Below are 25,409 nucleotides of genomic sequence, written 5' to 3'. Positions count from 1 at the left end.
GCTGACCTCGTTTTAATAAAAACTCGTCTTTTCCTTCAGGCTTTCCAGATAGCGCTCTTCATAATCATAGAGCGGAGTTGGGTACTGACCGTCAAAGTAAGCCACACAGAGTCCGCCATTCGGAGCATCCGTCTCAATACCGACTGATTCAATGAGACCTTCCAGAGACAGGTAAGTCAAGCTGTCAGCTCCTATAATCTCACAGACCTCATCAACCGTATGATTAGCCGAGATGAGCTCGCGTCGATTCTGAATATCAATGCCATAGAAACATGGATATTTAAGTTCTGGACTGCCGATAGCCACATGGACTTCAGCTGCACCTGCATCTCGTAGGAGCTGGACGATGCGTCGGCTGGTTGTTCCCCGTACAATAGAGTCATCCACCATGACCACGCGCTTGCCCTTGACAATGCTGGAAACAGCAGATAATTTCATACGAACTCCTTGCTCTCGCAACTCCTGCGTTGGCTGGATAAAAGTCCGTTGGATGTATTGATTTTTAATCAGGCCCATTTCATTTGGCAGGCCAGACTCTTCGGAAAAGCCAGAGGCTGCTGACAAGGAAGAATTAGGCACACCTACAACGATATCTGCCTCATGTTGGAATTCCTGAGCCAGTCTGCGGCCCATTCGTTTGCGGGCTGCATGGACATTGACCCCGTGAATGACGCTGTCCGGCCGAGCAAAATAGACATATTCCATTGAGCAAATAGCCAGCTGGGTATCTGTCGTATAGCTGTCGTAGGTCACACCTTCATCATCGATAATCACGATTTCCCCTGGCTCAAGGTCACGAACCCATTCGGCACCCACCACTTCAAAAGCACAGGTTTCACTGGAAACGACCCAGGCCCCATTTTTCATACGGCCGATGGACAAAGGACGAAAGCCATTAGGATCCAGCGCAGCGTAGAGCTTGTCCTCTCTCATGATGAGATAGGCAAAGCCCCCCTGAACTCGTCTCAAGGATTCCTTGAGCTTGTCTAAGAAATTTTCCTGCTCGCTATGGCGAATCAAGTGCATGAGAATTTCCGTATCAGACGAGCTGGCAAAGATGGAACCCTTCTTTTCCAACTCCCGTCTCAGTGAATAGGCATTGGTAAGATTGCCATTATGCGCCAAGCCCATCTGCATATCATAGAAACTGAAAAAGAAAGGCTGGACATTGTTGATGGAGGCTCCGCCAGACGTTGCATAGCGGACATGGCCAATAGCTGCTTCTCCTGTCAGATTATCCAAGTCTGCTGGGTTTTTAAAGACCTCTGCAACCAATCCCAAATCGCGGTGGCGTTTGAGCTTTCCGTGGTCGTTTGACAGGATACCAGCTCCTTCCTGACCGCGGTGCTGCAGACTGTGGAGTCCGAAATAGGTGACCTGAGCCGCCTGTGGATGACCCCAAATTCCAAAAATACCGCACTCTTCATTCAGTGACTTTACTTCGTATGTCATTGTTTTACCTAAATTCTTTTGTCTTGTAAAAGGGAGAAAACCTGGCCTTCCAGGCCAAGCAGACTCTTTTTTGCTTGCTCTTGCAAGCCAACTTTATTCGTGACTCGCTTGGAAATAACGAACGGCACTTTCAAACAATTTCTGGTCTTTCTGACCTGGAATATTTTGGAAAAGACCGTCTTCATAACGTTCTGAGTGGCCCATCTTTCCGATGATTTGGCCGTTCTTGCTCATAATCCCTTCGATAGCATAGAGAGAGCCGTTTGGATTATACTTACTGTCCATGCTTGGCTGACCATCAAAGTCTACGTACTGACTCCAAATCTGACCATTGTCACGCAGCTCAGCAAACTCCTCAGCCGTCACGACAAATTTCCCTTCACCATGTGAAACCGGAATGGTATGGATATCTCCCACTTGCACACCAACCAGCCAAGGCGAGTTGGTATTGGCAATACGGGTTTCAACCATCTTAGCCACGTGCTGGTTGGCATCATTGTAAAAGAGAGTTGGACTGCTAGCCCCTGCTTCTTCAAAGTTTCCGTATGGAAGAAGGCCAGATTTAACCAGAGCTTGGAATCCATTACAGATACCAATGATGAGACCGCCGCGGGCGATGAAAGCATCGATGGCTTTCTTGACCTTCTCGTTTAGCAAGATGTTGACGATAAACTTAGCTGATCCATCTGGCTCATCTGCAGCAGAGAAGCCGCCTGCAAAGAAGATGATATTGGCCTTGTCAATGTTGTCAACCATGCTGTCAACGGAGTGGACAATAGCTGCTTCATCCAAAGTGACAAAGGGAACTAGATTGACCTTGGCTCCAGTTGCTTCAAAGGCTTTGGCTGAGTCATATTCTGAGTTGGTTCCAGGGAAGACTGGAATGTAAACCAACGGCTCCGCCACTGTCTCTTTGGCTTTGATAACTGTATCAGCGACAAAAGCCGGCACTTCTTCAATAACTGTTTCCTGTTTAAATTCTGTCGGGTATATAGGCTCTAGTCGGCCTTCAAAGCTTGCCAAAAGCTCTGCTCCCTCAAGCTGAACACCATTGACAATCAGTGTAAAGTCTGGCTTGGTATGACCAATCTTCACCGCACCTGGAATATCCTGCTCCAGACTGGTAAAGACAAATCCGCCCAACTGCGCCTGCAAAACGGAAGGCAGATCAGCAACATCCACCTGAGCACCGATGCGATTACCAAAGCTCATCAAGGCCAGGCTCTCTGCTAGGCCACCGTATTTGACAGCGGCGGCTGCTGTAATCTGATACTTGGCCTGAATGGCCGCAAAATTTTCAAAGTTATTCTTGATTAAGTCAAAGTCAATATCCTGAGACAGGATCTGTCCTGGCAGATAGTAGATAGACTCTCCTGCCGCCTTAAACTCTGGAGACAGGATACGCCCAGCAGTTGAAGTAGTCACTCCAAAAGCTACCAAGGTCGGCGGTACGGTCAATTCTTCAAAAGTTCCGCTCATGGAATCCTTACCACCAATAGACGGCAAACCTAGCTGAATCTGGGCTTCAATCGAACCAAGCAGAGCAGAGACCGGCTGTCCAAAACGCTCGGCCTGCTTATCCATCCGCTCAAAGTATTCCTGATAAGAGAAGCGAGCCTTGGACCAGTCCGAACCAGCAGCAACCAAGCGAGCTGTCGCTTCAATCACTGCATAAGCTGCTCCATGATAAGGTGACCAAGCTGCCACATAAGGATTGTAGCCCTGCGCCATCACAGATACTGTCTCTGTCTTGCCATGCTCAACTGGCAGTTTCTGCACAGAAGCCTCAGTCGGCGTAATTTGGTAGCGCCCGCCAATTGGATGATTAACAGTAGAACGGCCAACAGAGCTGTCAAAGATAGTCTGCAGCCCCTTTTGACTGGTATGATTGAGGTCGCTGAGCAAGCTCTTGAGGTCCTGCTCCAAAGTCGCTTCAGAAGTCACAGTCTGCCCTGGCAATGCTGCTTGGGCATCCACAACCTTGGCGTCCACAACCACACGCACACCATTGGTATCCAGAAAACTCCGCTCAATATCCACGATAGTTTCCCCGTTCCAGTGCATAACCAGATTTGGCTTTTCTGTCACTTTAGCCACAACGACTGCCAGCAGATTTTCCTTAGCTGCCGCAGCGATAAATTGTTCCACATCTTCTGGGCGGACCACCACAGCCATTCGCTCCTGCGATTCAGAAATCGCGATTTCTGTACCGTTAAGTCCTTGGTATTTGAGTGGTACCTTGTCAAGGTCAATTTCCAGTCCGTCCGCCAATTCACCAATAGCTACGCAGACCCCACCAGCCCCAAAGTCATTGGATTTCTTAATGAGGCGAGTTACATTGCCATCGCGGAAGAGGCGCTGAATCTTGCGCTCCTCAATAGCATTTCCTTTTTGGACTTCCGCACCAGCCGTCTCCACAGACGCAGCTGTCTGTACTTTGGACGAGCCAGTGGCACCGCCGACACCATCACGGCCTGTCTTGCCTCCCAGCAAGATAACCACATCACCTGCTACTGGCTTTTCACGGACGACATTTTCCTTAGGAGCCGCACCGACAACCGCACCCAGCTCCATCCGCTTGGCTACAAAGCCTGGATGGAAATACTCACGGACATAGGTCGTTGCTAGACCAATTTGATTCCCATAGGAAGAATAGCCATGCGCTGCAGTTTTTGAAATGACCTGCTGAGGGAGCTTGCCATCCCGCGTTTCAGCAATCGGCTGAGTAATATCACCCGCACCTGAAATTCGCATAGCCTGATAAACATAAGAACGACCAGAAAGCGGATCACGAATGGCTCCTCCGATACAGGTCGCAGCCCCACCAAAGGGCTCAATTTCTGTTGGGTGGTTGTGGGTTTCATTTTTAAACATCAGCAGCCAAGGCTCCTTGACGCCATCCACATCCACTTCAATCTCTACTGAGCAGGCATTGATCTCATCAGACACTTCCATGTCATCCAGACGGCCATTAGCTCGCTCGTAGCGACCAAAAATAGTCGCCATATCCATGAGAGTCTGCGGTTTGTCACCACGTCCCAGCTCATCTCGCATAGCCAAGTATTTATCATAAGTGGCCTGCAGCTGCTTTTCAAACTTAGAAGCTGAAAAATCAATCTTCTTCAACTCCGTCTCAAAGGTCGTATGCCGACAGTGGTCGGACCAGTAAGTATCTAAAACCTTAAGCTCAGTCTCCGTCGGGAAACGACCAATCGATTTGAAATAGTCCTGAATGAAGAGCAAGTCTGCTACTTCCATAGCCAGACCATGCTCCTGCTTATAGGCTTTAAAGTCCGCTTCCGTATAGTCCTTAAAGAAGTCCAGAACCGGAATGGTCTTATCTGACTCGAAGAATTGCTCCAGCTGGATCGTCTGCTCAATATCTTTAAAGCGTGAATCAACCGGATTCAGCAAGTATTTCTTGATCGCTGCTAACTCGCTGTCTGAGATGTCTTTATTGACCAAATAAAGCTGCGCGGTCCTCACCAGAACATCTGTCCCAGCGCCGAGCAAAAAGAGAGCCTCCTGAGAGCTGGCTGCCCGCTGGTCAAACTGCCCCGGCAGCGCTTCGATGGCAAAAAACGCTGTCTCTGCAAGTGCAGCCTCTACTTCCTCCGCCGTCAGCAATCTATCTGTCACTTGCTCAGAGAAAATATGCTTTTCAGCCCGAGCGACCAAATCTTCTGCCAGATGAAAGACATCATAAACTTGAATCATCCGAAGATCTGACAATGTTTTCAACTGAAGATTATGCGTCAGCTCTCTCACCAAGCTCTGTGACTTCACACCGAAGTTGCTCTTCTTCTCTACAAAAATACGCTTGTCCATGATTTTTCACACCCTGCCCTTACTTAATCGCCTGCAATTTTTCCCAAACAACCTGATAGACATCTGTCAGTTCACCAAGTCCGCGCCGGAAAACATCCTTGTCCATGTGATGGCCTTCCGCATCCCAGAGGCGGCAATTGTCTGGTGAAAATTCATCTGCCAGAATAATCTTGCCATCTTTGTCAAAGCCGAACTCTAACTTAAAATCAATCAATTTCAGTCCGATTTGGCGGAACCAGTCTGACAAAAGCTCGTTGATTCGACGAGTCTCCTCTTTCAAAAAGGCAATTTCTTTATCGCTGGCAATCTTCAAGAATTCCACATGCTCATCATTGATGAATGGATCGTCCAAATCATCATTTTTGTAGTAAAATTCCACAATCGGAGTTTCAAGCGCGATGCCCTCTTCTACTCCAAAACGCTTGGAAAAAGAACCTGCTGTGTAGTTGCGCAGCACCACTTCCAAAGGAATAATCTCTACTTTTTTATTTAGCTGGTCCGTATCCGAGACCTTCTCAATAAAATGCGTCGCCACTCCAGCCGCATTGAGTTTCTCAAAAATAAAAGATGAAATCTGGTTGTTGAGCACTCCTTTACCAGCAATCTGCTCCTTCTTGACTCCATTAAAAGCCGTTGCCTGGTCCTTGTAGCGCGCCAGAATGACTTGCTCATCATCTGTAGAGAAAATATCCTTAGCTTTTCCCGAATATAACAACTTATTAGACATTTTAATATTCGCCTTTCGTGGTTTTGTACCCTCATTTTATCATCTTTGAATATATTTTACAAGAAATTCCGTATAAACTTTCTGTATCCAGTTAAAGAAATCGTTTCCTTTCCAAGATACGAAAAAAGACCGGAAGATACCGATCTTTGATTTTTAATGCTGCTTCTTCAGTTTTTCGTGGATATAAGCCACCACATCGGAAATTGTTTTGAAGTTATCCATATCCTCATCAGGAATCTCAATATCAAAAGCTTCTTCCAGATTGATGATAAATTCCATCAAATCCACAGAGTCCACTCCCAGTTCTTCTTTCAAATTCAACTCTGGAGTGACATGCAGCTTACTGCTGTCATGTTCTTGAATGATTTCGACAATTTTTGCATAAATTTCTTTTTCGCTCATGTTTACTCCTTTGCATCTGAAAATTCAACGACCGATTTACCAACAACATCTGTTTCCAGCATGGTCCTAATCTGACGAATCGTGCTATAAACAGCCTTAGCATCGCTAGAGCCATGCGTTTTGACAACAGGCGCTTTCAAGCCGAATAGAACTGCACCGCCTGCACTAGAATAGTCTAGACTATTTTTGAGCCCTCGCAGGCTATCCTTGAGCAGCCAAGCTCCCAATTTAGCCTTAAAACCACCGCCTAAAATAGACTTCTTCAGCTGACCCATGATACTGATAGCAGTTCCTTCGATTGATTTCAGAACTGCATTACCAGTAAAGCCATCTGCAACGACAACATCCGCCACATCATCCATCAAATCACGCGCTTCTACATTGCCGATAAAGTTAAGTGTTGAATCCCCAGCTAAAAGCTCATAGGCTTCCTTGCGCAGAGGGTCGCCCTTGCTGCTTTCTGTTCCGTTATTCAAGAGCCCCACCCGTGGCTTCTTGATTCCTCGGACATTTTCAGCATAGAAAGAACCCAAAGTCGCATACTGGTGTAAATGATGGGCTGTGTTTTCAGCATTGGCTCCCAGATCCAGCATATCAAATCCCTGACCTCCAACCGTTGGCATAGTAGATAAGAGACCCGGTCGGTCAATGTTCTTAATACGCCCTACGATAAAGAAACCTGCCGCCAAAAGCGCTCCAGTATTTCCAGCAGACAGCATGGCATCTGCCTCCCCTGCCTTCACAGCCTTGGCTGCCAGCACCATACTAGCCTCTTTCTTCTGACGAATGGCCTTGGTCGGCTCGTCGTCCGAGTCAATCTTTTCCTCCGTGTGGATGATGCGGACCCGCTCACCAGCAGTCAGATAAGGCTTAATTTTCGCCTCATCGCCATAAAGGAGAATTTCAATATCCGAAAACTCCTGTACTGCTTGATTGACTCCTTCGACTAGAGCCTGAGGGGCATTGTCCCCTCCCATAGCATCAACAGCTATTTTTTTCATTCGATTTATTCCTCGTTCTTATCTTTTAAAATGCTTCCCCAGTCCCCCAGAGAATCTATAAATTTTTTGGATTTGAGATGGATGCCGACATATTCATCATAGAGCAGATCGATAAAATTCCGCAGCTGCTTTTTAATATCTGGCTTCAAAGAAATGGTCTCCAATTCGCTAAAGCGGACTGCCTGAAACTGATCCAGCAGAAAAGGAAGATTAGGATTCAGATGACAGCGCCGTTCATCCTGATGGTAATGATCAGGGCAAAGGACTCCGCTATATTTGAAAGAGAAGTCAAAAGGCAAACCTGTCCGATGACAAAAGGCACAGTCATGGAAGTTCAGCGAAACTCCAAAACGTGATAAAATCTGAATCTCAAAGATATTGGTCAGCACCTCATAGTCCAGACCATTATTCATCAGCTCCAGGGTTTTCTGCAGAAAAGCAAAGAGCGCCGGATCCGGCTGATTGTCCTGAAGACTGGCATCTGCCAAGGCTGCCACATAACTGGCATAGGCCATGATGAATAAATCCTCATTGATGCGATGGTAGGTGACCACATCTTGATAGTCCTCGATATAGCTAAGACCATCATCATTGATTTTCATCAGTAAGTTCGCCGCAGTCAAAGGCTGAATGACGGGTGCTAGCTTAGATTTCCCAGCATGCTTGACGAAAAACATACGCTTGCCAGCCTGTTCCGTAAAGATCTTGACCAGCTTATCATCCTCACGGAAATTGCGGTTATAGAGAACCAGACCTTGACTTGTTAGAGATTTAAGCATAGTCCTCCATGTAGTCCTTGAGGCGCTTCAGAGCTTCTCGAATCGTCTCCATACTAGCCGCATAGGACAGACGGATATAGCCTTCCCCGTATTGACCAAAAGCTGCTCCCGGGATAAAGGCCACAGCCTTCCTCTCTGCAAAATCCTGCAGAAAAGCAAAAGAATCTTGATTATAACCATCTGGTATCTTAGCAAAGATATAAAAAGCCCCGTCTGGTTTGATAATCTTAAAGCCTAGCTCAGCCATTTTCCCTATGATATAATCGCGGCGCTGTATATACTCAGCCTTCATTGCCTCCGCATCATCTTTACCAACTGTCAAGGCTTCAATGCCTGCAAACTGAGCCATAGTATTGGCCGCTGTTACGAGATACTGATGGCTCTTAATCAGCTGGGCAGTGAAAACTGCTGGAGCAAAGATAAAGCCCAGCCGCCAGCCAGTCATGGCATGAGACTTAGACAGGCCGTTGATGACGATAGTTTGGTCTGGCAGATACTCCGCGATGGAGACATGCCCCTGCTCCGTATAGGTCAGTTCAGAATAGACCTCATCACAGACCACAAATACTTGGTATTTTCCTAGGACATCAGCCAGAGCTTTTATCTGCTCCCGCGAATAAGTCACGCCGGTCGGATTGGCTGGATAATTGAGAATGACCGCTTTTAGCTGCTCACCCTGCTCTAAAATAGCTGCTTCCAGCATCTCTGGAGTGAGGACAAAGTTATTGGCCGTTGTGTCAATCTCGACAATCTCCGCCCCTACTAGATTGACAATGGGCTCATAGCCTGGATAAGCAGGAGCTGGCAGCAAGACCTTGTCTCCTTCTTCTAGAATAGCTGTCAGCGTAGCCGACAAGGCCTCTGTTGCGCCAATAGTGACTAAGACCTCATCTTCTGGGCGATAGTGCAGATTGTACTTTCCTTTCACAAATCTGCTAGCCGCCTGACGCAGCTCCAAGAGACCGCTCATGCCAGTGTAGTGACTTTGATTAGCATCAATCGCCGCCTTGGCTGCTGCTTTGATATGATCCGGTGTCGTAAAATCCGGCTCCCCTAAGGTCAGCCGAAGAACTCCGGGAATAGCAGAAATTGATTGGTCAAACTGACGAATCAGCGAAATTTCTATTTTTTCTAAGTTTTTATTAAATTTCTTACTTAAATCCATACATACCTCCAGCCGCTCAATAGAACTATTATACTATAAATGCAGAAGCATAGCAAAAGCTATTACATGATTTCTTATGCAGAAAAAGGACTAAGCTTTGCACTCAGTCCCTTTTTTCCTTGCCTTAAAATTCTTCTCTGGCAGATAGTGGTTATAGCTGCATCTCACGTGACTGGCCAGTCAACGAGTCGGAGTATAAGTTAATTCCTTGCCATGCTTGGCCAGAAAATCTGGCAGTTCTAAATCAGAAATCTGCCGCAAATAAAGGTTAGAACGAATCGTGTCATCTTCCTCACGGCAGGTTGAGAGAACTAAATACCGGTCACTCGCATTAATCTTTATCTTGGGATCCTTTGTCCGAGCAGCCTCATAGATATTTCTAAGCTGAGTTGTAAAGTCCTCGTCATCCTTAAACTCCGTCCGATAAAAAGCTGTCTCTTCCGGCACGATTACCAGTCCCATAGCTTGATAATAATACTTACGCTCAGGAGTCTCAATCACGACATATCTATGTTTGTCAAAATAATCCTGACGATCATAGTAGTTGACATCATTAAACATGCGATGATCTCCTGCCTTGCTACCCCGAGCATGCCCGAAAAGCCAAGTCAGACGATCGCTGAAATCTTTATGATTGTCCTTATCCATAAAGACCGCTCCCATATAGGGCTCTTGCTTTCCTTCAAAAGTCTTCAGCAGATAAGTCGCATTATCTTTCGTTTGCACCACTGGCTCATCCAACTGTGTACCAGGAGCATAGACATAGCCTATCGTTTCTGAATTCACAGCCTTCAGTTTAGAAAAACGCTCTGCTAAATATTCCTTTTCTGTCTGACTTGAAGATGCAGATGAGCTTGACGTTTCAATCCTGCTAGGATGCGAAACTCGAAGCTTACTGCCTGATGCTGATGAACGGAAAGCATAAAAAACAGAAAAAATAACCAGAACAATCAGCAGGAGGCAAATGCCAACAACAAAGAGCTGTTTCTTATTCGAAGCTTGACTCCTATCTTTTTCTTGCATAATCTAAAAATCCTTTATTTTTCATTTTTTACAAAAAATATCACCGAACAAAGGCTCAGTGATATTTAGGCGTTAGCACAAATTAAAGACAAAATTATTTGACTGCACTTGTCTTAGGAAGTGACTTTTCTTCAGAATTTTCCTCATTTTCCTTGTTCTCTTCTTTTGCTTCCGGAGCTTTTTTTGCTTTATTTTCTGATTTTTTAGCCTTCTTTTTTCCTGCTGCTGAAGAGGATGCTGCCGAAGATTGAGACGGTGCTGGAAAAGTCGGAACTGATGAAGAGGCTGTGGAGTAAGGTGCTGCCGAATAAGCCGGTGTAGATGGATCTGTAGTAGATGGTGCCACTGAAGGCTGATCAGCATTGGCCGACTCTCCCTCACCAATAACAAGAACTTTGTTACCAGCCTGATCCTCCATCACAGCACTTTTACCAACCGGAGCTTTCTTAGCTTCAGCAACTTGCTGATCCAGAGCTGATTGTGCATCTCTATAGGCCTGCAGTTCATCCATAACTTTATTAGATTCTGAGTCCGTACTGCCTTGGGGAACTTCATTATTATCAATGTCATTAACCCAAAGACTGGCTGTACCCTCAGCAAATACTGGTGCAGCAGCCGCGAAAAGTGAAAGGGCCACAGCACTTGAAAGCAAAACCTTTTTCATTATCTCATCTCCTCGTTACTTTTCAAAAATAATTGTAACTCCCCGTTACCTAATATTACCTACTACTAAGTATAGTTCGAACTCTTAAAAAAGTCAAGAATTTTACTACATAAAAATTTCTAAAATCAAAGAATACCAAGGGATGAGACAAATTGTCAATTTACCAACTATTTAAATGGTCATTTATTTATATTTGAAACATCAAGTAATTTGATTTTTCTTTTAAAGTAAATGTCGGATTTTTTAAAAAAGATAGTAGAAACAAAATAAAAAGAGGCTAGGAATCAAGTATCCCAGCCATATATATCAGATTATTTTTTCCCTATTTCAAATAAGGGTGACAGCGGCCGTTTTTCATGAATACGGACAATGGCTTCCCCTAAAAGATGCGCAATTGAAATCTGCTCAATCTTATCAATCAAGCGCTCTTGAGGCAGATAAATTGTATCCAGCACAACCAATTTTTTAATCGCCGACTTTTGGATATTATCCATAGCTGGACCAGACAAGACTGGATGCGTACAGCTAGCATAGACTTCTACAGCCCCTGCTTCAGCGAGAGCGTCAGCTGCATGGCAGATAGTCCCTGCTGTATCAATCATATCATCAATTAAGATACAAGTTTTTCCTTCCACCTTACCAATGATGTTCATAACTTCACTGCTATTCATCTTGTCTACGCTGCGACGCTTATCAATAATGGCAATCGGTGTTTTCAGAAACTCTGCTAACTTACGAGCCCGACTCACACCACCATGGTCAGGACTGACTACCACATAGTCGCCCCCTGTCATATTACGGCGCTCAAAGTAATCTGCAATCAAAGGTGCACCCATCAAGTGATCCACTGGAATATCAAAGAAGCCCTGGATTTGCGCTGCGTGCAAGTCAATAGTCAGCATCCGATCCACACCAGCAATTTCCAACATATTAGCAACTAATTTAGATGTAATTGGCTCACGAGCTCTAGCCTTGCGATCCTGCCGAGCATAGCCATAGTAAGGCATGACAACGTTGATGGATTCAGCACTAGCCCGTTTCAAAGCATCTACCATAATCAAGATTTCCATCAAATTATCATTGACTGGCGAGCTGGTAGACTGCAAAATAAAGACGTGTTTCCCTCGAATAGATTCTTCAATATTCACTTGAATCTCTCCATCAGAGAACTGACGAACAGTTGATTTCCCAAGTGGCAATCCAATCTCTTGAGCAACACGCTGCGCTAATTCTTGATTAGAAGAAAGAGCAAAGAGTTTTAAATCAGAAAAAGACATGATTCCCTCCAGATTCTAAATCGTCTTTCATTGTCCAATTACAACTTTTCCCAACTACCATTGTAACTTTTTTCAATTGATTTTTCAATTAAAAATAAAAAACGCCAGAGGCGCTTTTTACTGATTAGTTCGGATAGATATATGAAACTGTACCTTGTGCAGTTGTTGGATTAAACCATCCACGGTAGTTACCAATTGATTGTTGTCCAAGGTAGTTTGCTTCTGATACTTGGATGCTTGTAGTAGATTGAACAGCTGTTACTACTGCAACGTGTCCATATCCACCGTCAGTCCAACATGCGATCGCTCCAACTTCTGGCTGTGAACCAACACGGAAGCCTGCTGCTGCTGCACTTGCAGACCATTGTCCGCCATTACCCCAGTAATCGCCAGCCCAAGGAGCTAATGTCTTAGCACCCCAAGTACATTGACCTACTGGATAAGAAGATGCAGACGAGCTATAAACTGGTCTATTCGCACGGGCAACAGATTGAGTTACTGCAGGTGCTGCTGGAGCCGCTGCTTCAGCTGCTGGAGCTGAATTAACAACTGCTTGAACCTGAGCTTGCAGGGTAGTATTTCCTGAAGCTTCAATTGCTTGACGTTTTGATTCTTGCTCTGCTTTATAAGCTGCTTCACGAGCTGCCGCTTCAGCTGCTGCTTTTTCAGCTGCTGCTTTTTCTTCAAGAAGAGAATTCTTTTCGTTTTCAGCAGTCGCTTTTTCAGCTGCAAGACTTGCCTGAGCTGCTTTCAGTTCAGCTTGTTTTGTTGCCAAAGCTTGCTCATCATCAGCTAACTTCTCTTGGTTAGCAATTACAGTATTGATAGCTTCATTATTCGCAACTTGCTTTTCAGCAATTACTTCTTTATCTTTCTTTTGTTGTTCCAGCATTTTATTATTTGCTGAAACAATTTCGCTCATAGCTGCTACACGAGAAATAGCTTCTGTGATAGAGCTAGAATTTACAACTGTATTGATGTAGCTAGTAGCAGTTCCATTTGTTTGGGTACTGCGAGCTTGATTTGCAAGTGACTCATTACGAGCTACGATGTTTTTAGACAGTTCATCAATCTCAGCAGAAAGTCTTGCAGATTCAGCAGACAATTTTTCATTTTCTGCTTTAAGCTCTTCTTGTTGCTTTTGAATAGCAGATACTTGGCCTTGAATCTCGTTGACTTGTGCCTGAGCTGATTGTTGTTGCTCTGTCAAACTGTTAATCTTGCTGTCTTGTGCAGCAATCTTTTCATCAGTTGTCTCCGCTTTAACGCTCACAAGTGCAGCTCCTTGTGAAAGGATAACCGTACTCAATAAAATTGATGTGAGTAGTTTTTTCTTCATAAAAATAATACACTCCTTCTTATAAGACATTAACTAGTATACCAGAAAATGCTGTATCATATGTTACGCCTTTATTACATTTTTATTTCTTGTTTATCATAAATACATTTTTTCGAAAATAGGCTGAAAAATGAGGAATATCAGGCTATTGAGAAGGATAGTCGGTACCAGACTGCTAAGGACAAAATCCTGTAAATTCAGACTAGAAAGATTCAAAAATACTGCAAAAGCAAAACTAGTTAATTCAAATAAAAATACAAGAATCAAAACAGATAAAAAGCGAGTAAATGTATTTAAAAGCATAGTTGAACTAGACTGACAAACCAAGAGACTTAAAAGAGGAAAAAGAATAAGAGCAATACCGATGGTATGAAAATAGTAAACATCATAAATCAACCCCAAACAGCAAAATAAGAGAATATTGTAGTTTCTAGAGAGATTGATGGAAACAAAAAGCATGAAAATAAAGATAAAATGACTGACTAAATGCCATTGTAAAGGCAGAATATTAGCCAGAAAAGTCGAAATTTGTCCGTCTATCAATAAGACAAAAAATAAAATAATAGGAGTCAAAAGATGTTCTTTAATATCTCTCATATCAGTTCCCTACCAACATTACAGCACGGATATCCGACAAATCCGCAGCTGGCTTAACCAGAACAATCTTGTTTAACTGATCCTTAGCCTCAGACACGGAAAGTACCTTACCGACAGGAATATTTTCTGCATTATAAGCACCCAAGCCACTGGTTGCCACCTCATCTCCCTCTTTTATATCTTCAGCACTATTTAACTGACTGATGATATAAGCAGAGTTTTTTGCATCATAACCCGTAATAATCCCATAAACTAGACCAGACTTAGTTTGAATTCTAACAGAAATTTTAGTTGAGTTTTCCTCGTTAGTCAGTAGAGAAACCAAGCTAGACTGACTACTAGTTTCAGAAACACTTCCGACCAGACCACCATTAGCGACTACTAGCATAGCATCTGTCACATTATCAGATGTCCCCTTGTCAATAGTCAGCTCATTTTTCCAGGATGCTGGCGTACGGGCAATCACTTCGCTGGCAATTTGTGTTTGATTTTTATCAGCCTCTTTAAATTCCAGAAGTTTTCGTAACTGCTCATTCTCATCTTCTAAGGAATCTGCCTTCCCAGCCTTTTCCTCAACCTCATAAAGATTTTTCTTGAGCTGCTGATTCTCTCTATAAGTAGACATCAAATCTGACATTTCTTCTTTTTTATCAGCTACAAAAGCAAAAGGAGAGCCGACAAGTCTATCTACCAATGAAATAATATTTGAAGTAGTTGATACAAACCAACTAGAAGAGGTAGATAGGATGAGTATCGTCATTGCAACAACTAATACAAAAAAAGAAATTAGAAACTTAGATTTTTTAAATCGATTCATCAGAAAAACCTCACTAAACAGGACGAGAAAGTATAAGAAAAGGAGATAGCAAACGCTAAACTCCTCATTATACGGAGAATGGGGGATTCGAACCCCCGCGCCGGTAACCCGACCTAACGATTTAGCAAACCGTCCTCTTCAGCCTCTTGAGTAATTCTCCAATATTTAATGGGCACGAGTGGACTCGAACCACCGACCTCACGCTTATCAGGCGTGCGCTCTAACCACCTGAGCTACGCGCCCAAGTTTGAAAACTTGGTATGAACTTTCGTTCAAAGCGGGTGACGAGAATCGAACTCGCGACAACAGCTTGGAAGGCTGTAGTTTTACCACTAAACTACACCCGCATCACCACTATGATAATGTATGGCGCGAGACGGAATCGAACCGCCGACACATGGAGCTTCAATCCATTGCTCTACCAACTGAGCTACCGAGCCAATTATTGCGGGAGCAGGATTTGAACCTACGACCTTCGGGTTATGAGCCCGACGAGCTACCTAGCTGCTCCATCCCGCGTCATTACTATTCGTCCCTAAGGAGGATGTGGGATTCGAACCCACGCACGCTTTTACACGCCTGACGGTTTTCAAGACCGTTCCCTTCAGCCGGACTTGGGTAATCCTCCAAGATAACATTATGGACCTTGTAGGACTTGAACCTACGACCACTCGGTTATGAGCCGAGAGCTCTAACCAGCTGAGCTAAAGGTCCGACAAGATCATTATAGCGGCGAAGGGGATCGAACCCCCGACCTCCCGGGTATGAACCGGACGCTCTAGCCAGCTGAGCTACACCGCCATCTATCGGGAAGACAGGATTCGAACCTGCGACACCTTGGTCCCAAACCAAGTACTCTACCAAGCTGAGCTACTTCCCGAACTTAAGTTATTCACTTAATGCACCCTAGAGGAGTCGAACCTCTAACCGCCTGATTCGTAGTCAGGTACTCTATCCAGTTGAGCTAAGGGTGCTCATCTTCTTCTACTGCCTCTTACAAGTCTATGCCGAGGACCGGAATCGAACCGGTACGATCGTTACCAATCGCAGGATTTTAAGTCCTGTGCGTCTGCCAGTTCCGCCACCCCGGCCGCCTCAAGCGAACGACGGGATTCGAACCCGCGACCCCCACCTTGGCAAGGTGATGTTCTACCACTGAACTACGTTCGCATCCTATTCAAAAATGCCGGCTACATGACTTGAACACGCGACCCTCTGATTACAAATCAGATGCTCTACCAACTGAGCTAAGCCGGCTCATTATTATCTTATATGCGGGTTAAGGGACTTGAACCCCCACGCCCTAAAGCGCCAGATCCTAAATCTGGTGCGTCTGCCAATTCCGCCAAACCCGCTCTTATGACCCGTACTGGGCTCGAACCAGTGACCCTTTGATTAAAAGTCAAATGCTCTACCAACTGAGCTAACGAGTCTCTTACTTTTATTGAAATCTTCTCGACTTCAACGGTCCCGACGGGAATCGAACCCGCGATCTTCGCCGTGACAGGGCGACGTGATAACCGCTACACTACGGGACCTATTCTTTTCAGAATATGGGAGTTAACGGGATCGAACCGCTGACCCTCTGCTTGTAAGGCAGATGCTCTCCCAGCTGAGCTAAACTCCCTTCGCTAAGCGACTACCATATCTCACAGGGGGCAACCCCCAACTACTTCCGGCGTTCTAGGGCTTAACTGCTGTGTTCGGCATGGGTACAGGTGTATCTCCTAGGCTATCGTCACTTAACTATTGAATTAACTGTCCTGTCCTCTCAGACAAGCCTTGTCAACTCAAAATTGAATACAATATCAAATCTCACATTCCTCTAAACCATTCGCTGCACTCTGATGAAGCTCTTATTCTAGGATAAGTCCTCGAGCGATTAGTATTAGTCCGCTCCATGTGTCACCACACTTCCACTTCTAACCTATCAACCTGATCTTCTCTCAGGGCTCTTACTAACTTGCGTTATGGGAAATCTCATCTTGAGGTGGGTTTCACACTTAGATGCTTTCAGCGTTTATCCCTTCCCTACATAGCTACCCAGCGATGCTCTTGGCAGAACAACTGGTACACCAGCGGTAAGTCCACTCTGGTCCTCTCGTACTAGGAGCAGATCCTCTCAAATTTCCTACGCCCGCGACGGATAGGGACCGAACTGTCTCACGACGTTCTGAACCCAGCTCGCGTGCCGCTTTAATGGGCGAACAGCCCAACCCTTGGGACCGACTACAGCCCCAGGATGCGACGAGCCGACATCGAGGTGCCAAACCTCCCCGTCGATGTGAACTCTTGGGGGAGATAAGCCTGTTATCCCCAGGGTAGCTTTTATCCGTTGAGCGATGGCCCTTCCATGCGGAACCACCGGATCACTAAGCCCGACTTTCGTCCCTGCTCGAGTTGTAGCTCTCGCAGTCAAGCTCCCTTATACCTTTACACTCTGCGACTGATTTCCAACCAGTCTGAGGGAACCTTTGGGCGCCTCCGTTACCTTTTAGGAGGCGACCGCCCCAGTCAAACTGCCCGTCAGACACTGTCTCCGTAGATGATAAACCTACCGGGTTAGAGTGGCCATAACACAAGGGTAGTATCCCAACAACGCCTCCATCGAAACTGGCGTCCCGATTTCATAGGCTCCTACCTATCCTGTACATGTGGCACAGACACTCAATATCAAACTGCAGTAAAGCTCCATGGGGTCTTTCCGTCCTGTCGCGGGTAACCTGCATCTTCACAGGTACTAAAATTTCACCGAGTCTCTCGTTGAGACAGTGCCCAAATCATTACGCCTTTCGTGCGGGTCGGAACTTACCCGACAAGGAATTTCGCTACCTTAGGACCGTTATAGTTACGGCCGCCGTTTACTGGGGCTTCAATTCATACCTTCGCGTTACCGCTAAGCACTCCTCTTAACCTTCCAGCACCGGGCAGGCGTCACCCCCTATACATCATCTTACGATTTAGCAGAGAGCTGTGTTTTTGATAAACAGTTGCTTGGGCCTATTCACTGCGGCTGACCAAAGTCAGCACCCCTTCTCCCGAAGTTACGGGGTCATTTTGCCGAGTTCCTTAACGAGAGTTCTCTCGCTCACCTGAGGCTACTCGCCTCGACTACCTGTGTCGGTTTGCGGTACGGGTAGAGTATGATACAACGCTAGAAGCTTTTCTTGGCAGTGTGACATCACTCACTCGCTACTAAACTTCGCTCCCCATCACAGCTCAACGTTAGAGGTATAAGCATTTGACTCATACCACGCCTCACTGCTTAGACGTACATCCAATCGTACGCACGAGTTAGCCTACTGCGTCCCTCCATCACTTCATACTCTAGTACAGGAATCTCAACCTGTTGGCCATCGGATACACCTTTCGGTCTCTCCTTAGGTCCCGACTAACCCAGGGCGGACGAGCCTTCCCCTGGAAACCTTAGTCTTACGGTGGACAGGATTCTCACCTGTCTTGCGCTACTCATACCGGCATTCTCACTTCTATGCGTTCCAGCGCTCCTCACGGTACACCTTCTCCACACATAGAACGCTCTCCTACCATACCTATAAAAGGTATCCACAGCTTCGGTAAATTGTTTTAGCCCCGGTACATTTTCGGCGCAGGGTCACTCGACTAGTGAGCTATTACGCACTCTTTGAATGAATAGCTGCTTCTAAGCTAACATCCTAGTTGTCTGTGCAACCCCACATCCTTTTCCACTTAACAATTATTTTGGGACCTTAGCTGGTGGTCTGGGCTGTTTCCCTTTCGACTACGGATCTTAGCACTCGCAGTCTGACTGCCGACCATAATTCATTGGCATTCGGAGTTTATCTGAGATTGGTAATCCGGGATGGACCCCTCACCCAAACAGTGCTCTACCTCCAAGAATCTTGATGTCGACGCTAGCCCTAAAGCTATTTCGGAGAGAACCAGCTATCTCCAAGTTCGTTTGGAATTTCTCCGCTACCCACAAGTCATCCAAGCACTTTTCAACGTGCCCTGGTTCGGTCCTCCAGTGCGTTTTACCGCACCTTCAACCTGCTCATGGGTAGGTCACATGGTTTCGGGTCTACATCATGATACTAAAGCGCCCTATTCAGACTCGGTTTCCCTACGGCTCCGTCTCTTCAACTTAACCTCGCATCATAACGTAACTCGCCGGTTCATTCTACAAAAGGCACGCTCTCACCCATGAACGGGCTCGAACTTGTTGTAGGCACACGGTTTCAGGTTCTATTTCACTCCCCTCCCGGGGTGCTTTTCACCTTTCCCTCACGGTACTGGTTCACTATCGGTCACTAGGGAGTATTTAGGGTTGGGAGATGGTCCTCCCAGATTCCGACGGGATTTCACGTGTCCCGCCGTACTCAGGATACTGCTAGGTACAGAATCTATTTAAAATACGAGGCTATTACTCTCTTTGGCTGACTTTCCCAAGTCATTCTTCTATAAATTCTGAGTCCACATTGCAGTCCTACAACCCCGAAGAGTAAACTCTTCGGTTTGCCCTCCTGCCTCTTCGCTCGCCGCTACTAAGGCAATCGCTTTTGCTTTCTCTTCCTGCAGCTACTTAGATGTTTCAGTTCACTGCGTCTTCCTCCTCATTCCCTTAACAGAAATGGGTAACAGGCATCAACCTGTTGGGTTCCCCCATTCGGACATCCCCGGATCGAAGCTTACTTACAGCTCCCCGAGGCATTTCGTCGTTTGTCACGTCCTTCTTCGGCTCCTAGTGCCAAGGCATCCACCGTGCGCCCTTACTAACTTAACCTTATTTTTGACCTTTCAGTCTTAAACTCATTAATTTTCACAGCGTTTTCGGTTTATTTTCTTGTTACTATTTGATATCGGTATTCAATTTTCAATGGACAAGTTCTTTATCTAGTAAAACTAGATAATGGAGCCTAGCGGGATCGAACCGCTGACCTCCTGCGTGCAAAGCAGGCGCTCTCCCAGCTGAGCTAAGGCCCCACATAGCCCTCTCAAAACTAAACAAGACCCAAGTGCATTCCGTGTGTCCTTACGGACTCCTTAGAAAGGAGGTGATCCAGCCGCACCTTCCGATACGGCTACCTTGTTACGACTTCACCCCAATCATCTATCCCACCTTAGGCGGCTGGCTCCTTACGGTTACCTCACCGACTTCGGGTGTTACAAACTCTCGTGGTGTGACGGGCGGTGTGTACAAGGCCCGGGAACGTATTCACCGCGGCGTGCTGATCCGCGATTACTAGCGATTCCGACTTCATGTAGGCGAGTTGCAGCCTACAATCCGAACTGAGACTGGCTTTCAGAGATTAGCTTGCCGTCACCGGCTTGCGACTCGTTGTACCAGCCATTGTAGCACGTGTGTAGCCCAGGTCATAAGGGGCATGATGATTTGACGTCATCCCCACCTTCCTCCGGTTTATTACCGGCAGTCTCGCTAGAGTGCCCAACTGAATGATGGCAACTAACAATAGGGGTTGCGCTCGTTGCGGGACTTAACCCAACATCTCACGACACGAGCTGACGACAACCATGCACCACCTGTCACCTCTGTCCCGAAGGAAAACTCTATCTCTAGAGCGGTCAGAGGGATGTCAAGACCTGGTAAGGTTCTTCGCGTTGCTTCGAATTAAACCACATGCTCCACCGCTTGTGCGGGCCCCCGTCAATTCCTTTGAGTTTCAACCTTGCGGTCGTACTCCCCAGGCGGAGTGCTTAATGCGTTAGCTGCGGCACTAAGCCCCGGAAAGGGCCTAACACCTAGCACTCATCGTTTACGGCGTGGACTACCAGGGTATCTAATCCTGTTTGCTCCCCACGCTTTCGAGCCTCAGCGTCAGTTACAGACCAGAGAGCCGCTTTCGCCACCGGTGTTCCTCCATATATCTACGCATTTCACCGCTACACATGGAATTCCACTCTCCCCTTCTGCACTCAAGTTAAACAGTTTCCAAAGCATACTATGGTTAAGCCACAGCCTTTAACTTCAGACTTATCTAACCGCCTGCGCTCGCTTTACGCCCAATAAATCCGGACAACGCTCGGGACCTACGTATTACCGCGGCTGCTGGCACGTAGTTAGCCGTCCCTTTCTGGTAAGATACCGTCACAGTGTGAACTTTCCACTCTCACACCCGTTCTTCTCTTACAACAGAGCTTTACGATCCGAAAACCTTCTTCACTCACGCGGCGTTGCTCGGTCAGGGTTCCCCCCATTGCCGAAGATTCCCTACTGCTGCCTCCCGTAGGAGTCTGGGCCGTGTCTCAGTCCCAGTGTGGCCGATCACCCTCTCAGGTCGGCTATGTATCGTCGCCTTGGTGAGCCGTTACCTCACCAACTAGCTAATACAACGCAGGTCCATCTGGTAGTGATGCAATTGCATCTTTCAATTAATTATCATGCAATAATCAATTTTATGCGGTATTAGCTATCGTTTCCAATAGTTATCCCCCGCTACCAGGCAGGTTACCTACGCGTTACTCACCCGTTCGCAACTCATCCAAGAAGAGCAAGCTCTTCTCTTCAGCGTTCTACTTGCATGTATTAGGCACGCCGCCAGCGTTCGTCCTGAGCCAGGATCAAACTCTCATTAAAAAGTTTGAGTTCGCACTCATTACTGTCCACTGACAGATTTATTTTCGTTTTTTTGACAGGTTACATATCTCTATGTCACCCTGCACTTGGTTCGTCTTGTTCAGTTTTCAAAGGGCTTTGTCTTTCGCGACAACTATATTAGTATATCACCTATACCCACCAACTGTCAATACCTTTTTTAATCTTTTTTTATTTTTATTTAATAAAAAAACTTGATGCTCTAAGCTGTTCTAGTAAAACAGAAATAAAGTCATCAAGTTTGTTCATTACAAAATCGTATTATCTTGAAAATCTTTTAAGTGATTTTTTAAATCTTTAAGCATGGCTCTTCTTCCTTTAAAGCGCTCGTTGCTCATCAACCTCTGATAATTATCCAATCCAACATCATCAAGAGTTCTTTTATAATTGTCAATCGCTTCTCTGAAGGCAACTAACTCATCCAGAAACAATTCTTTTGATTTCAAACGATGTCCAATCTCACTCACTTCTTCATAAGGCTGGCGGTCCAATTTTCGCTTTTGGCTTTCTTGTTTACGAATTTTATCATGTATATGATTTCTGAATTTTGTTTTGAAATAACGATAGAGTTTTTCCTCATCGTTTTCAATTCCTTTTTCTTTAAGCAGAAGTTCGTATAAAACCAACATTCCTTCTTGCTCCCAATCACTATGTTCCCACAAATGAATATAATAGTCTTTCTTACACTTCCAAACTATCCATTTCACCTTCTCATAAGTAGTTCTAAAATCCATAGTTCCTCCTTAAAATTTACTTGACTTAATTCTACTGTAAATAGAAAGCAAGGTGGGCTCTTTCTTCTAAAAAGCATCTTTCAGGAGCTCTTCTGACTCGAATAACTATTTTTAAGTCATTTCAGGCACATATTTAGTCATTTGGGAGGATTGCGCGAAGTATAAAAGCAAAAAAAAATCAGATGCTTACACATTTGATTTTTTAAACCTAGCTCCGCCAGTAGGACTCGAACCTACGACATCATGATTAACAGTCATGCGCTACTACCAACTGAGCTATGGCGGATTATATAGTCCGTACGGGATTCGAACCCGTGTTACCGCCGTGAAAAGGCGGTGTCTTAACCCCTTGACCAACGGACCATTTTTTGTCCCTCTGCAGAACATATTCCATTATATCAGCTTTTCTTCCTTTGTCAATAATTATTTCAGAAAAAGAGAAAAAAGTTGGAATTTCTCCAACTTTTTCTACTCGGAACTTTTTTCTTCCATTTTCGTTTTAATTTCATCATAAGAAAGCGCATGAGCTTCTTTGTCTAATTCAAGTTCAGACTCTTCTGGCATTTTGCCAGTTTCATACAATGATTTAATCTGATTGCTATCCAAAGTTTCATATTTAAGAAGCGCTTCAGCAATCAATTTATGGGTTTCGCGATGGGACTGAATAATCTCTGCAGCTTTGTTACGTGCTTCATTAAGAAGTTCTCTTACTTCTTCGTCAATCTCATATGCTGTCTGTTCTGAAATTGATTTTTGAGGACTGGCTGCACCAAACATAGCATGGTTTCCTTCGTATTGAACCGGACCAAGTTTTTCGCTCATTCCATATTCTGTTACCATACTGCGAGCCATCTGAGTTGCCTGTTCAAAGTCATTAGAAGCACCCGTTGTCTGCACATTAAATATAATTTCTTCAGCCACACGACCACCCATAAGACCAGCTAATTGCTCTTTCATATCTTCTTTAGATAGAAGCATTTGGTCTTCCTTAGGCAGGGCAATCATATATCCGCCAGCGCGTCCACGAGGGACGATGGTTACTTTATGTACAACACGCGCATTTGATAATACCAAACCAACAATAGTATGTCCAGCTTCATGATAAGCAACCATTTGACGATCGCGTTCAGAAACCATCTTATCTTTCTTAGAAGGTCCTGCAATTACCCGGTCTTCCGCTTCATCAATATCATCTGCATCAATGACTTTCTTGTTACGACGAGCAGCAACCAAAGCAGCTTCATTCAAGACATTTTCCAAATCAGCACCAACAAAACCTGGTGTCTGCTGAGCAACCAGTTTCAAATCAACATTTTTAGCCAGCGGCTTATTCTTAGCATGAACACGAAGAATAGCTTCCCGACCTTTAACGTCAGGACGACCGACTAATACTTTTCTGTCAAAACGGCCAGCACGCAGCAAGGCTGGATCCAATACATCCGAACGGTTAGTAGCCGCAATGATAATGATTCCTTCATTGCCTTCGAAACCATCCATTTCAATCAAGAGCTGATTGAGGGTTTGCTCCCGCTCATCGTTACCACCGCCAAGGCCAACACCACGCTGACGACCGACTGCATCGATTTCATCGATGAAGATAATGGCAGGGGCTGCTTTTTTCGCATCTTCAAACAAAGAACGGACACGGCTTGCTCCGACCCCAACAAACATTTCTACAAAGTCGGAACCTGAGATACTGAAGAAAGGAACTCCAGCTTCCCCAGCAACTGCCTTAGCAAGCAAGGTTTTACCAGTTCCTGGAGGGCCTTCTAGAAGGACACCGGCAGGAATACGAGCACCTAACTTGGTGTAGCGTTTCCGATCTTTCAAAAACTCAACGACTTCTACAAGTTCTTGTTTCTCTTCCTCGGCACCAGCTACATCCGAGAAACGAACCTTAATATCTTCTTTATTAGCAGCACGCGCCTTATTGCGGCCGAAATTCATGGCACCGCGAGCACCACCGCCTCCACCTTGATTCATCATGGACATAAAGAAGAAGATGACAATCACAAAAGGAACGATGGAAGTGAGGATTGTAATCCACATTCCGCTTGAACTTTCGCGCTTTATGCTGATTTCAGTGTTATGCTCAGAGGCTAATTTTTGTAAATCAGAAATTGTAATATCTGACGGTAAAATAATACTTGTGAATTTTTCTACTTTAGAAATGTTTGGAGTAAAAAATAAAATCCCTGTATCTTCTTTTGATTCCTGAGGTGTTTTGTAAGTACCTGAAATCTCTACGACACTACCATTGGGCTGGTAGCTCATCTCTGTGACATTATTTTCCTTAATTTCCTTCACTAATTCTGTGTAATTGATTTGCTGACTGCGACCGCCAGTATCTCCTGAGAAGAAATACTGAAACCCTGTCACTAGGACAACGATAATCAGAATATAGAGAAATGGATTTTTTATAAAACCATTGTTTTGCTTATTTTTCATCTATTAATAGTAAACCTTTATTTTGTATAAACTTCTTCTTTCAAAATACCAATATATGGAATATTACGATAGTTCTCGTTGTAATCTAATCCATATCCAACAACAAATTCATTTGGAATTGTGAAACATGTATAATCTGCATCAATTTCAACAACACGGCCTTCTGGCTTATCCAAAAGTGTAGCAATTTTTACTGATGCAGCATTTCTTTCCTTAAACAAATTGCATAGATTTTTTAAAGTCTGACCAGTATCAATAATATCCTCAACAAATAGGATATCACGTCCTGTGATGTCTTGATCAATGTCTTTAATAACATTAATGACACCTGAGCTGGCAGTACCACCATGGTAGCTGGAGACCAACATAAAATCAAGCTCAATATGTGTATCAATATGCTTGATTAACTCAGCCATAAAAGGTACGGAACCTTTTAAGATTCCAACAAAAATTGGATTCTTACCTTGGTAGTCTTTGGTTAATTGCTGACCAAGCTTTTTTGCAGCATCCACGATTTCATCATGGGAAATCAATATTTTTTTGATATCTTGTTCTAGCATAATT

At 45.0% G+C, this 25,409-nt stretch carries 16 protein-coding genes, 20 tRNA genes and 3 rRNA genes; all 39 read right to left on the bottom strand.

Annotated features, from left to right (window positions below; all coding sequences use genetic code 11):
* Positions 1-12: 12 nt before the first annotated feature.
* Positions 13-1,452, bottom strand: a complete 1,440-nt coding sequence (purF, locus tag DQM55_RS00255; protein WP_111675110.1) for an amidophosphoribosyltransferase — start codon at positions 1,450-1,452, stop codon at positions 13-15.
* Between the two features lie 93 nt (positions 1,453-1,545).
* Positions 1,546-5,280, bottom strand: coding sequence for a phosphoribosylformylglycinamidine synthase (locus tag DQM55_RS00250; protein ID WP_111675109.1), 3,735 nt, complete (start codon positions 5,278-5,280; stop codon positions 1,546-1,548).
* Positions 5,281-5,299: 19 nt separating this feature from the next.
* Entirely contained in the window at positions 5,300-6,007 is a 708-nt protein-coding gene (purC, locus tag DQM55_RS00245; RefSeq protein WP_048773613.1) for a phosphoribosylaminoimidazolesuccinocarboxamide synthase, read from the bottom strand.
* Between the two features lie 153 nt (positions 6,008-6,160).
* A complete protein-coding gene (locus DQM55_RS00240; RefSeq protein WP_002898839.1) occupies positions 6,161-6,409 on the bottom strand; it encodes an acyl carrier protein in 249 nt (82 codons plus the stop codon).
* A gap of 2 nt (positions 6,410-6,411) precedes the next feature.
* Entirely contained in the window at positions 6,412-7,410 is a 999-nt protein-coding gene (gene plsX, locus DQM55_RS00235) for a phosphate acyltransferase PlsX (RefSeq protein WP_111675108.1), read from the bottom strand.
* Positions 7,411-7,415: 5 nt separating this feature from the next.
* Positions 7,416-8,189, bottom strand: a complete 774-nt coding sequence (recO, locus tag DQM55_RS00230; RefSeq protein WP_004185027.1) for a DNA repair protein RecO — start codon at positions 8,187-8,189, stop codon at positions 7,416-7,418.
* Positions 8,182-9,354 (bottom strand): pyridoxal phosphate-dependent aminotransferase, encoded by a 1,173-nt coding sequence (locus DQM55_RS00225; RefSeq protein WP_004185025.1) that lies wholly within the window; start codon positions 9,352-9,354, stop codon positions 8,182-8,184. Before DQM55_RS00225 ends, recO begins: the two co-directional genes overlap by 8 nt.
* Before the next feature lie 180 nt (positions 9,355-9,534).
* Positions 9,535-10,377: a class B sortase, LPKTxAVK-specific gene (gene srtB / locus DQM55_RS00220; RefSeq protein ID WP_004185024.1), complete on the bottom strand. Its 843-nt coding sequence runs from the start codon at positions 10,375-10,377 to the stop codon at positions 9,535-9,537.
* 94 nt (positions 10,378-10,471) lie between these two features.
* Positions 10,472-11,041, bottom strand: coding sequence for an LPKTxAVK-anchored surface protein (locus DQM55_RS00215; protein ID WP_002898847.1), 570 nt, complete (start codon positions 11,039-11,041; stop codon positions 10,472-10,474).
* 311 nt (positions 11,042-11,352) lie between these two features.
* Positions 11,353-12,318, bottom strand: a complete 966-nt coding sequence (locus tag DQM55_RS00210) for a ribose-phosphate diphosphokinase (protein WP_002894321.1) — start codon at positions 12,316-12,318, stop codon at positions 11,353-11,355.
* Positions 12,319-12,442: 124 nt separating this feature from the next.
* Positions 12,443-13,657: a peptidoglycan hydrolase PcsB gene (pcsB, locus tag DQM55_RS00205; protein WP_011836283.1), complete on the bottom strand. Its 1,215-nt coding sequence runs from the start codon at positions 13,655-13,657 to the stop codon at positions 12,443-12,445.
* A gap of 96 nt (positions 13,658-13,753) precedes the next feature.
* Positions 13,754-14,254 carry a rod shape-determining protein MreD gene (gene mreD / locus DQM55_RS00200; RefSeq protein ID WP_048773598.1) on the bottom strand — a complete coding sequence of 167 codons (501 nt, stop codon included), beginning with the start codon at positions 14,252-14,254 and terminating at the stop codon, positions 13,754-13,756.
* 1 nt (position 14,255) lies between these two features.
* Entirely contained in the window at positions 14,256-15,071 is an 816-nt protein-coding gene (gene mreC / locus DQM55_RS00195) for a rod shape-determining protein MreC (RefSeq protein WP_002901931.1), read from the bottom strand.
* Positions 15,072-15,143: 72 nt separating this feature from the next.
* Positions 15,144-15,231 (bottom strand) — tRNA-Ser (locus tag DQM55_RS00190).
* Between the two features lie 9 nt (positions 15,232-15,240).
* Positions 15,241-15,314: transfer RNA gene (locus DQM55_RS00185), tRNA-Ile, on the bottom strand.
* A gap of 33 nt (positions 15,315-15,347) precedes the next feature.
* Positions 15,348-15,418: transfer RNA gene (locus DQM55_RS00180), tRNA-Gly, on the bottom strand.
* A 20-nt stretch (positions 15,419-15,438) separates the two neighbouring features.
* Positions 15,439-15,511 (bottom strand) — tRNA-Phe (locus DQM55_RS00175).
* Positions 15,512-15,516: 5 nt separating this feature from the next.
* Positions 15,517-15,590 (bottom strand) — tRNA-Met (locus DQM55_RS00170).
* A 19-nt stretch (positions 15,591-15,609) separates the two neighbouring features.
* Positions 15,610-15,699 (bottom strand) — tRNA-Ser (locus tag DQM55_RS00165).
* 12 nt (positions 15,700-15,711) lie between these two features.
* A tRNA-Ile gene (locus DQM55_RS00160) sits at positions 15,712-15,785 on the bottom strand.
* Positions 15,786-15,798: 13 nt separating this feature from the next.
* Positions 15,799-15,872, bottom strand: a tRNA-Met gene (locus DQM55_RS00155).
* 5 nt (positions 15,873-15,877) lie between these two features.
* Positions 15,878-15,951: transfer RNA gene (locus DQM55_RS00150), tRNA-Pro, on the bottom strand.
* A 20-nt stretch (positions 15,952-15,971) separates the two neighbouring features.
* A tRNA-Arg gene (locus DQM55_RS00145) sits at positions 15,972-16,045 on the bottom strand.
* 31 nt (positions 16,046-16,076) lie between these two features.
* Positions 16,077-16,162, bottom strand: a tRNA-Leu gene (locus DQM55_RS00140).
* A gap of 7 nt (positions 16,163-16,169) precedes the next feature.
* Positions 16,170-16,241 (bottom strand) — tRNA-Gly (locus DQM55_RS00135).
* A 14-nt stretch (positions 16,242-16,255) separates the two neighbouring features.
* Positions 16,256-16,328: transfer RNA gene (locus DQM55_RS00130), tRNA-Thr, on the bottom strand.
* A gap of 16 nt (positions 16,329-16,344) precedes the next feature.
* Positions 16,345-16,426, bottom strand: a tRNA-Leu gene (locus DQM55_RS00125).
* A 5-nt stretch (positions 16,427-16,431) separates the two neighbouring features.
* Positions 16,432-16,504, bottom strand: a tRNA-Lys gene (locus DQM55_RS00120).
* A 32-nt stretch (positions 16,505-16,536) separates the two neighbouring features.
* Positions 16,537-16,609: transfer RNA gene (locus DQM55_RS00115), tRNA-Asp, on the bottom strand.
* Positions 16,610-16,625: 16 nt separating this feature from the next.
* Positions 16,626-16,698, bottom strand: a tRNA-Val gene (locus DQM55_RS00110).
* A 3-nt stretch (positions 16,699-16,701) separates the two neighbouring features.
* Positions 16,702-16,817: ribosomal RNA gene (gene rrf / locus DQM55_RS00105) — 5S ribosomal RNA — on the bottom strand.
* Positions 16,818-16,933: 116 nt separating this feature from the next.
* Positions 16,934-19,833 (bottom strand): 23S ribosomal RNA (locus DQM55_RS00100).
* Positions 19,834-19,960: 127 nt separating this feature from the next.
* Positions 19,961-20,033, bottom strand: a tRNA-Ala gene (locus DQM55_RS00095).
* 64 nt (positions 20,034-20,097) lie between these two features.
* Positions 20,098-21,645: ribosomal RNA gene (locus DQM55_RS00090) — 16S ribosomal RNA — on the bottom strand.
* Together the 16S, 23S and 5S rRNA genes with 18 tRNA genes alongside form the textbook arrangement of a ribosomal RNA operon.
* A gap of 266 nt (positions 21,646-21,911) precedes the next feature.
* Complete coding sequence (locus tag DQM55_RS00085) at positions 21,912-22,397, bottom strand: sigma-70 RNA polymerase sigma factor region 4 domain-containing protein (protein ID WP_002894314.1); 486 nt, start codon at positions 22,395-22,397, stop codon at positions 21,912-21,914.
* A 212-nt stretch (positions 22,398-22,609) separates the two neighbouring features.
* Positions 22,610-22,683 (bottom strand) — tRNA-Asn (locus DQM55_RS00080).
* A gap of 5 nt (positions 22,684-22,688) precedes the next feature.
* Positions 22,689-22,760, bottom strand: a tRNA-Glu gene (locus DQM55_RS00075).
* Positions 22,761-22,865: 105 nt separating this feature from the next.
* Positions 22,866-24,845 (bottom strand): ATP-dependent zinc metalloprotease FtsH, encoded by a 1,980-nt coding sequence (gene ftsH, locus DQM55_RS00070; protein WP_002894312.1) that lies wholly within the window; start codon positions 24,843-24,845, stop codon positions 22,866-22,868.
* Between the two features lie 17 nt (positions 24,846-24,862).
* Entirely contained in the window at positions 24,863-25,405 is a 543-nt protein-coding gene (gene hpt, locus DQM55_RS00065; protein ID WP_032908267.1) for a hypoxanthine phosphoribosyltransferase, read from the bottom strand.
* Between the last annotated feature and the right edge of the window lie 4 nt (positions 25,406-25,409).

It is taken from the genome of Streptococcus sanguinis, assembly GCF_900475275.1.
GTDB lineage: Bacteria > Bacillota > Bacilli > Lactobacillales > Streptococcaceae > Streptococcus > Streptococcus sanguinis_N.
This window is presented reverse-complemented; position numbering and strand designations above follow the sequence as displayed.

Bases quoted from the DNA above. Each gene is read 5' to 3' on its own strand.
- purF (WP_111675110.1), bottom strand. From the start codon at position 1,452: ATGACATACGAAGTAAAGTCACTGAATGAAGAGTGCGGTATTTTTGGA.
- DQM55_RS00210 (WP_002894321.1), bottom strand. From the start codon at position 12,318: ATGTCTTTTTCTGATTTAAAACTCTTTGCTCTTTCTTCTAATCAAGAA.
- DQM55_RS00085 (WP_002894314.1), bottom strand. From the start codon at position 22,397: ATGGATTTTAGAACTACTTATGAGAAGGTGAAATGGATAGTTTGGAAG.
- DQM55_RS00225 (WP_004185025.1), bottom strand. From the start codon at position 9,354: ATGGATTTAAGTAAGAAATTTAATAAAAACTTAGAAAAAATAGAAATT.
- plsX (WP_111675108.1), bottom strand. From the start codon at position 7,410: ATGAAAAAAATAGCTGTTGATGCTATGGGAGGGGACAATGCCCCTCAG.
- mreC (WP_002901931.1), bottom strand. From the start codon at position 15,071: ATGAATCGATTTAAAAAATCTAAGTTTCTAATTTCTTTTTTTGTATTA.
- pcsB (WP_011836283.1), bottom strand. From the start codon at position 13,657: ATGAAGAAAAAACTACTCACATCAATTTTATTGAGTACGGTTATCCTT.
- recO (WP_004185027.1), bottom strand. From the start codon at position 8,189: ATGCTTAAATCTCTAACAAGTCAAGGTCTGGTTCTCTATAACCGCAAT.
- srtB (WP_004185024.1), bottom strand. From the start codon at position 10,377: ATGCAAGAAAAAGATAGGAGTCAAGCTTCGAATAAGAAACAGCTCTTT.
- mreD (WP_048773598.1), bottom strand. From the start codon at position 14,254: ATGAGAGATATTAAAGAACATCTTTTGACTCCTATTATTTTATTTTTT.
- hpt (WP_032908267.1), bottom strand. From the start codon at position 25,405: ATGCTAGAACAAGATATCAAAAAAATATTGATTTCCCATGATGAAATC.
- ftsH (WP_002894312.1), bottom strand. From the start codon at position 24,845: ATGAAAAATAAGCAAAACAATGGTTTTATAAAAAATCCATTTCTCTAT.
- DQM55_RS00215 (WP_002898847.1), bottom strand. From the start codon at position 11,041: ATGAAAAAGGTTTTGCTTTCAAGTGCTGTGGCCCTTTCACTTTTCGCG.
- DQM55_RS00240 (WP_002898839.1), bottom strand. From the start codon at position 6,409: ATGAGCGAAAAAGAAATTTATGCAAAAATTGTCGAAATCATTCAAGAA.
- purC (WP_048773613.1), bottom strand. From the start codon at position 6,007: ATGTCTAATAAGTTGTTATATTCGGGAAAAGCTAAGGATATTTTCTCT.
- DQM55_RS00250 (WP_111675109.1), bottom strand. From the start codon at position 5,280: ATGGACAAGCGTATTTTTGTAGAGAAGAAGAGCAACTTCGGTGTGAAG.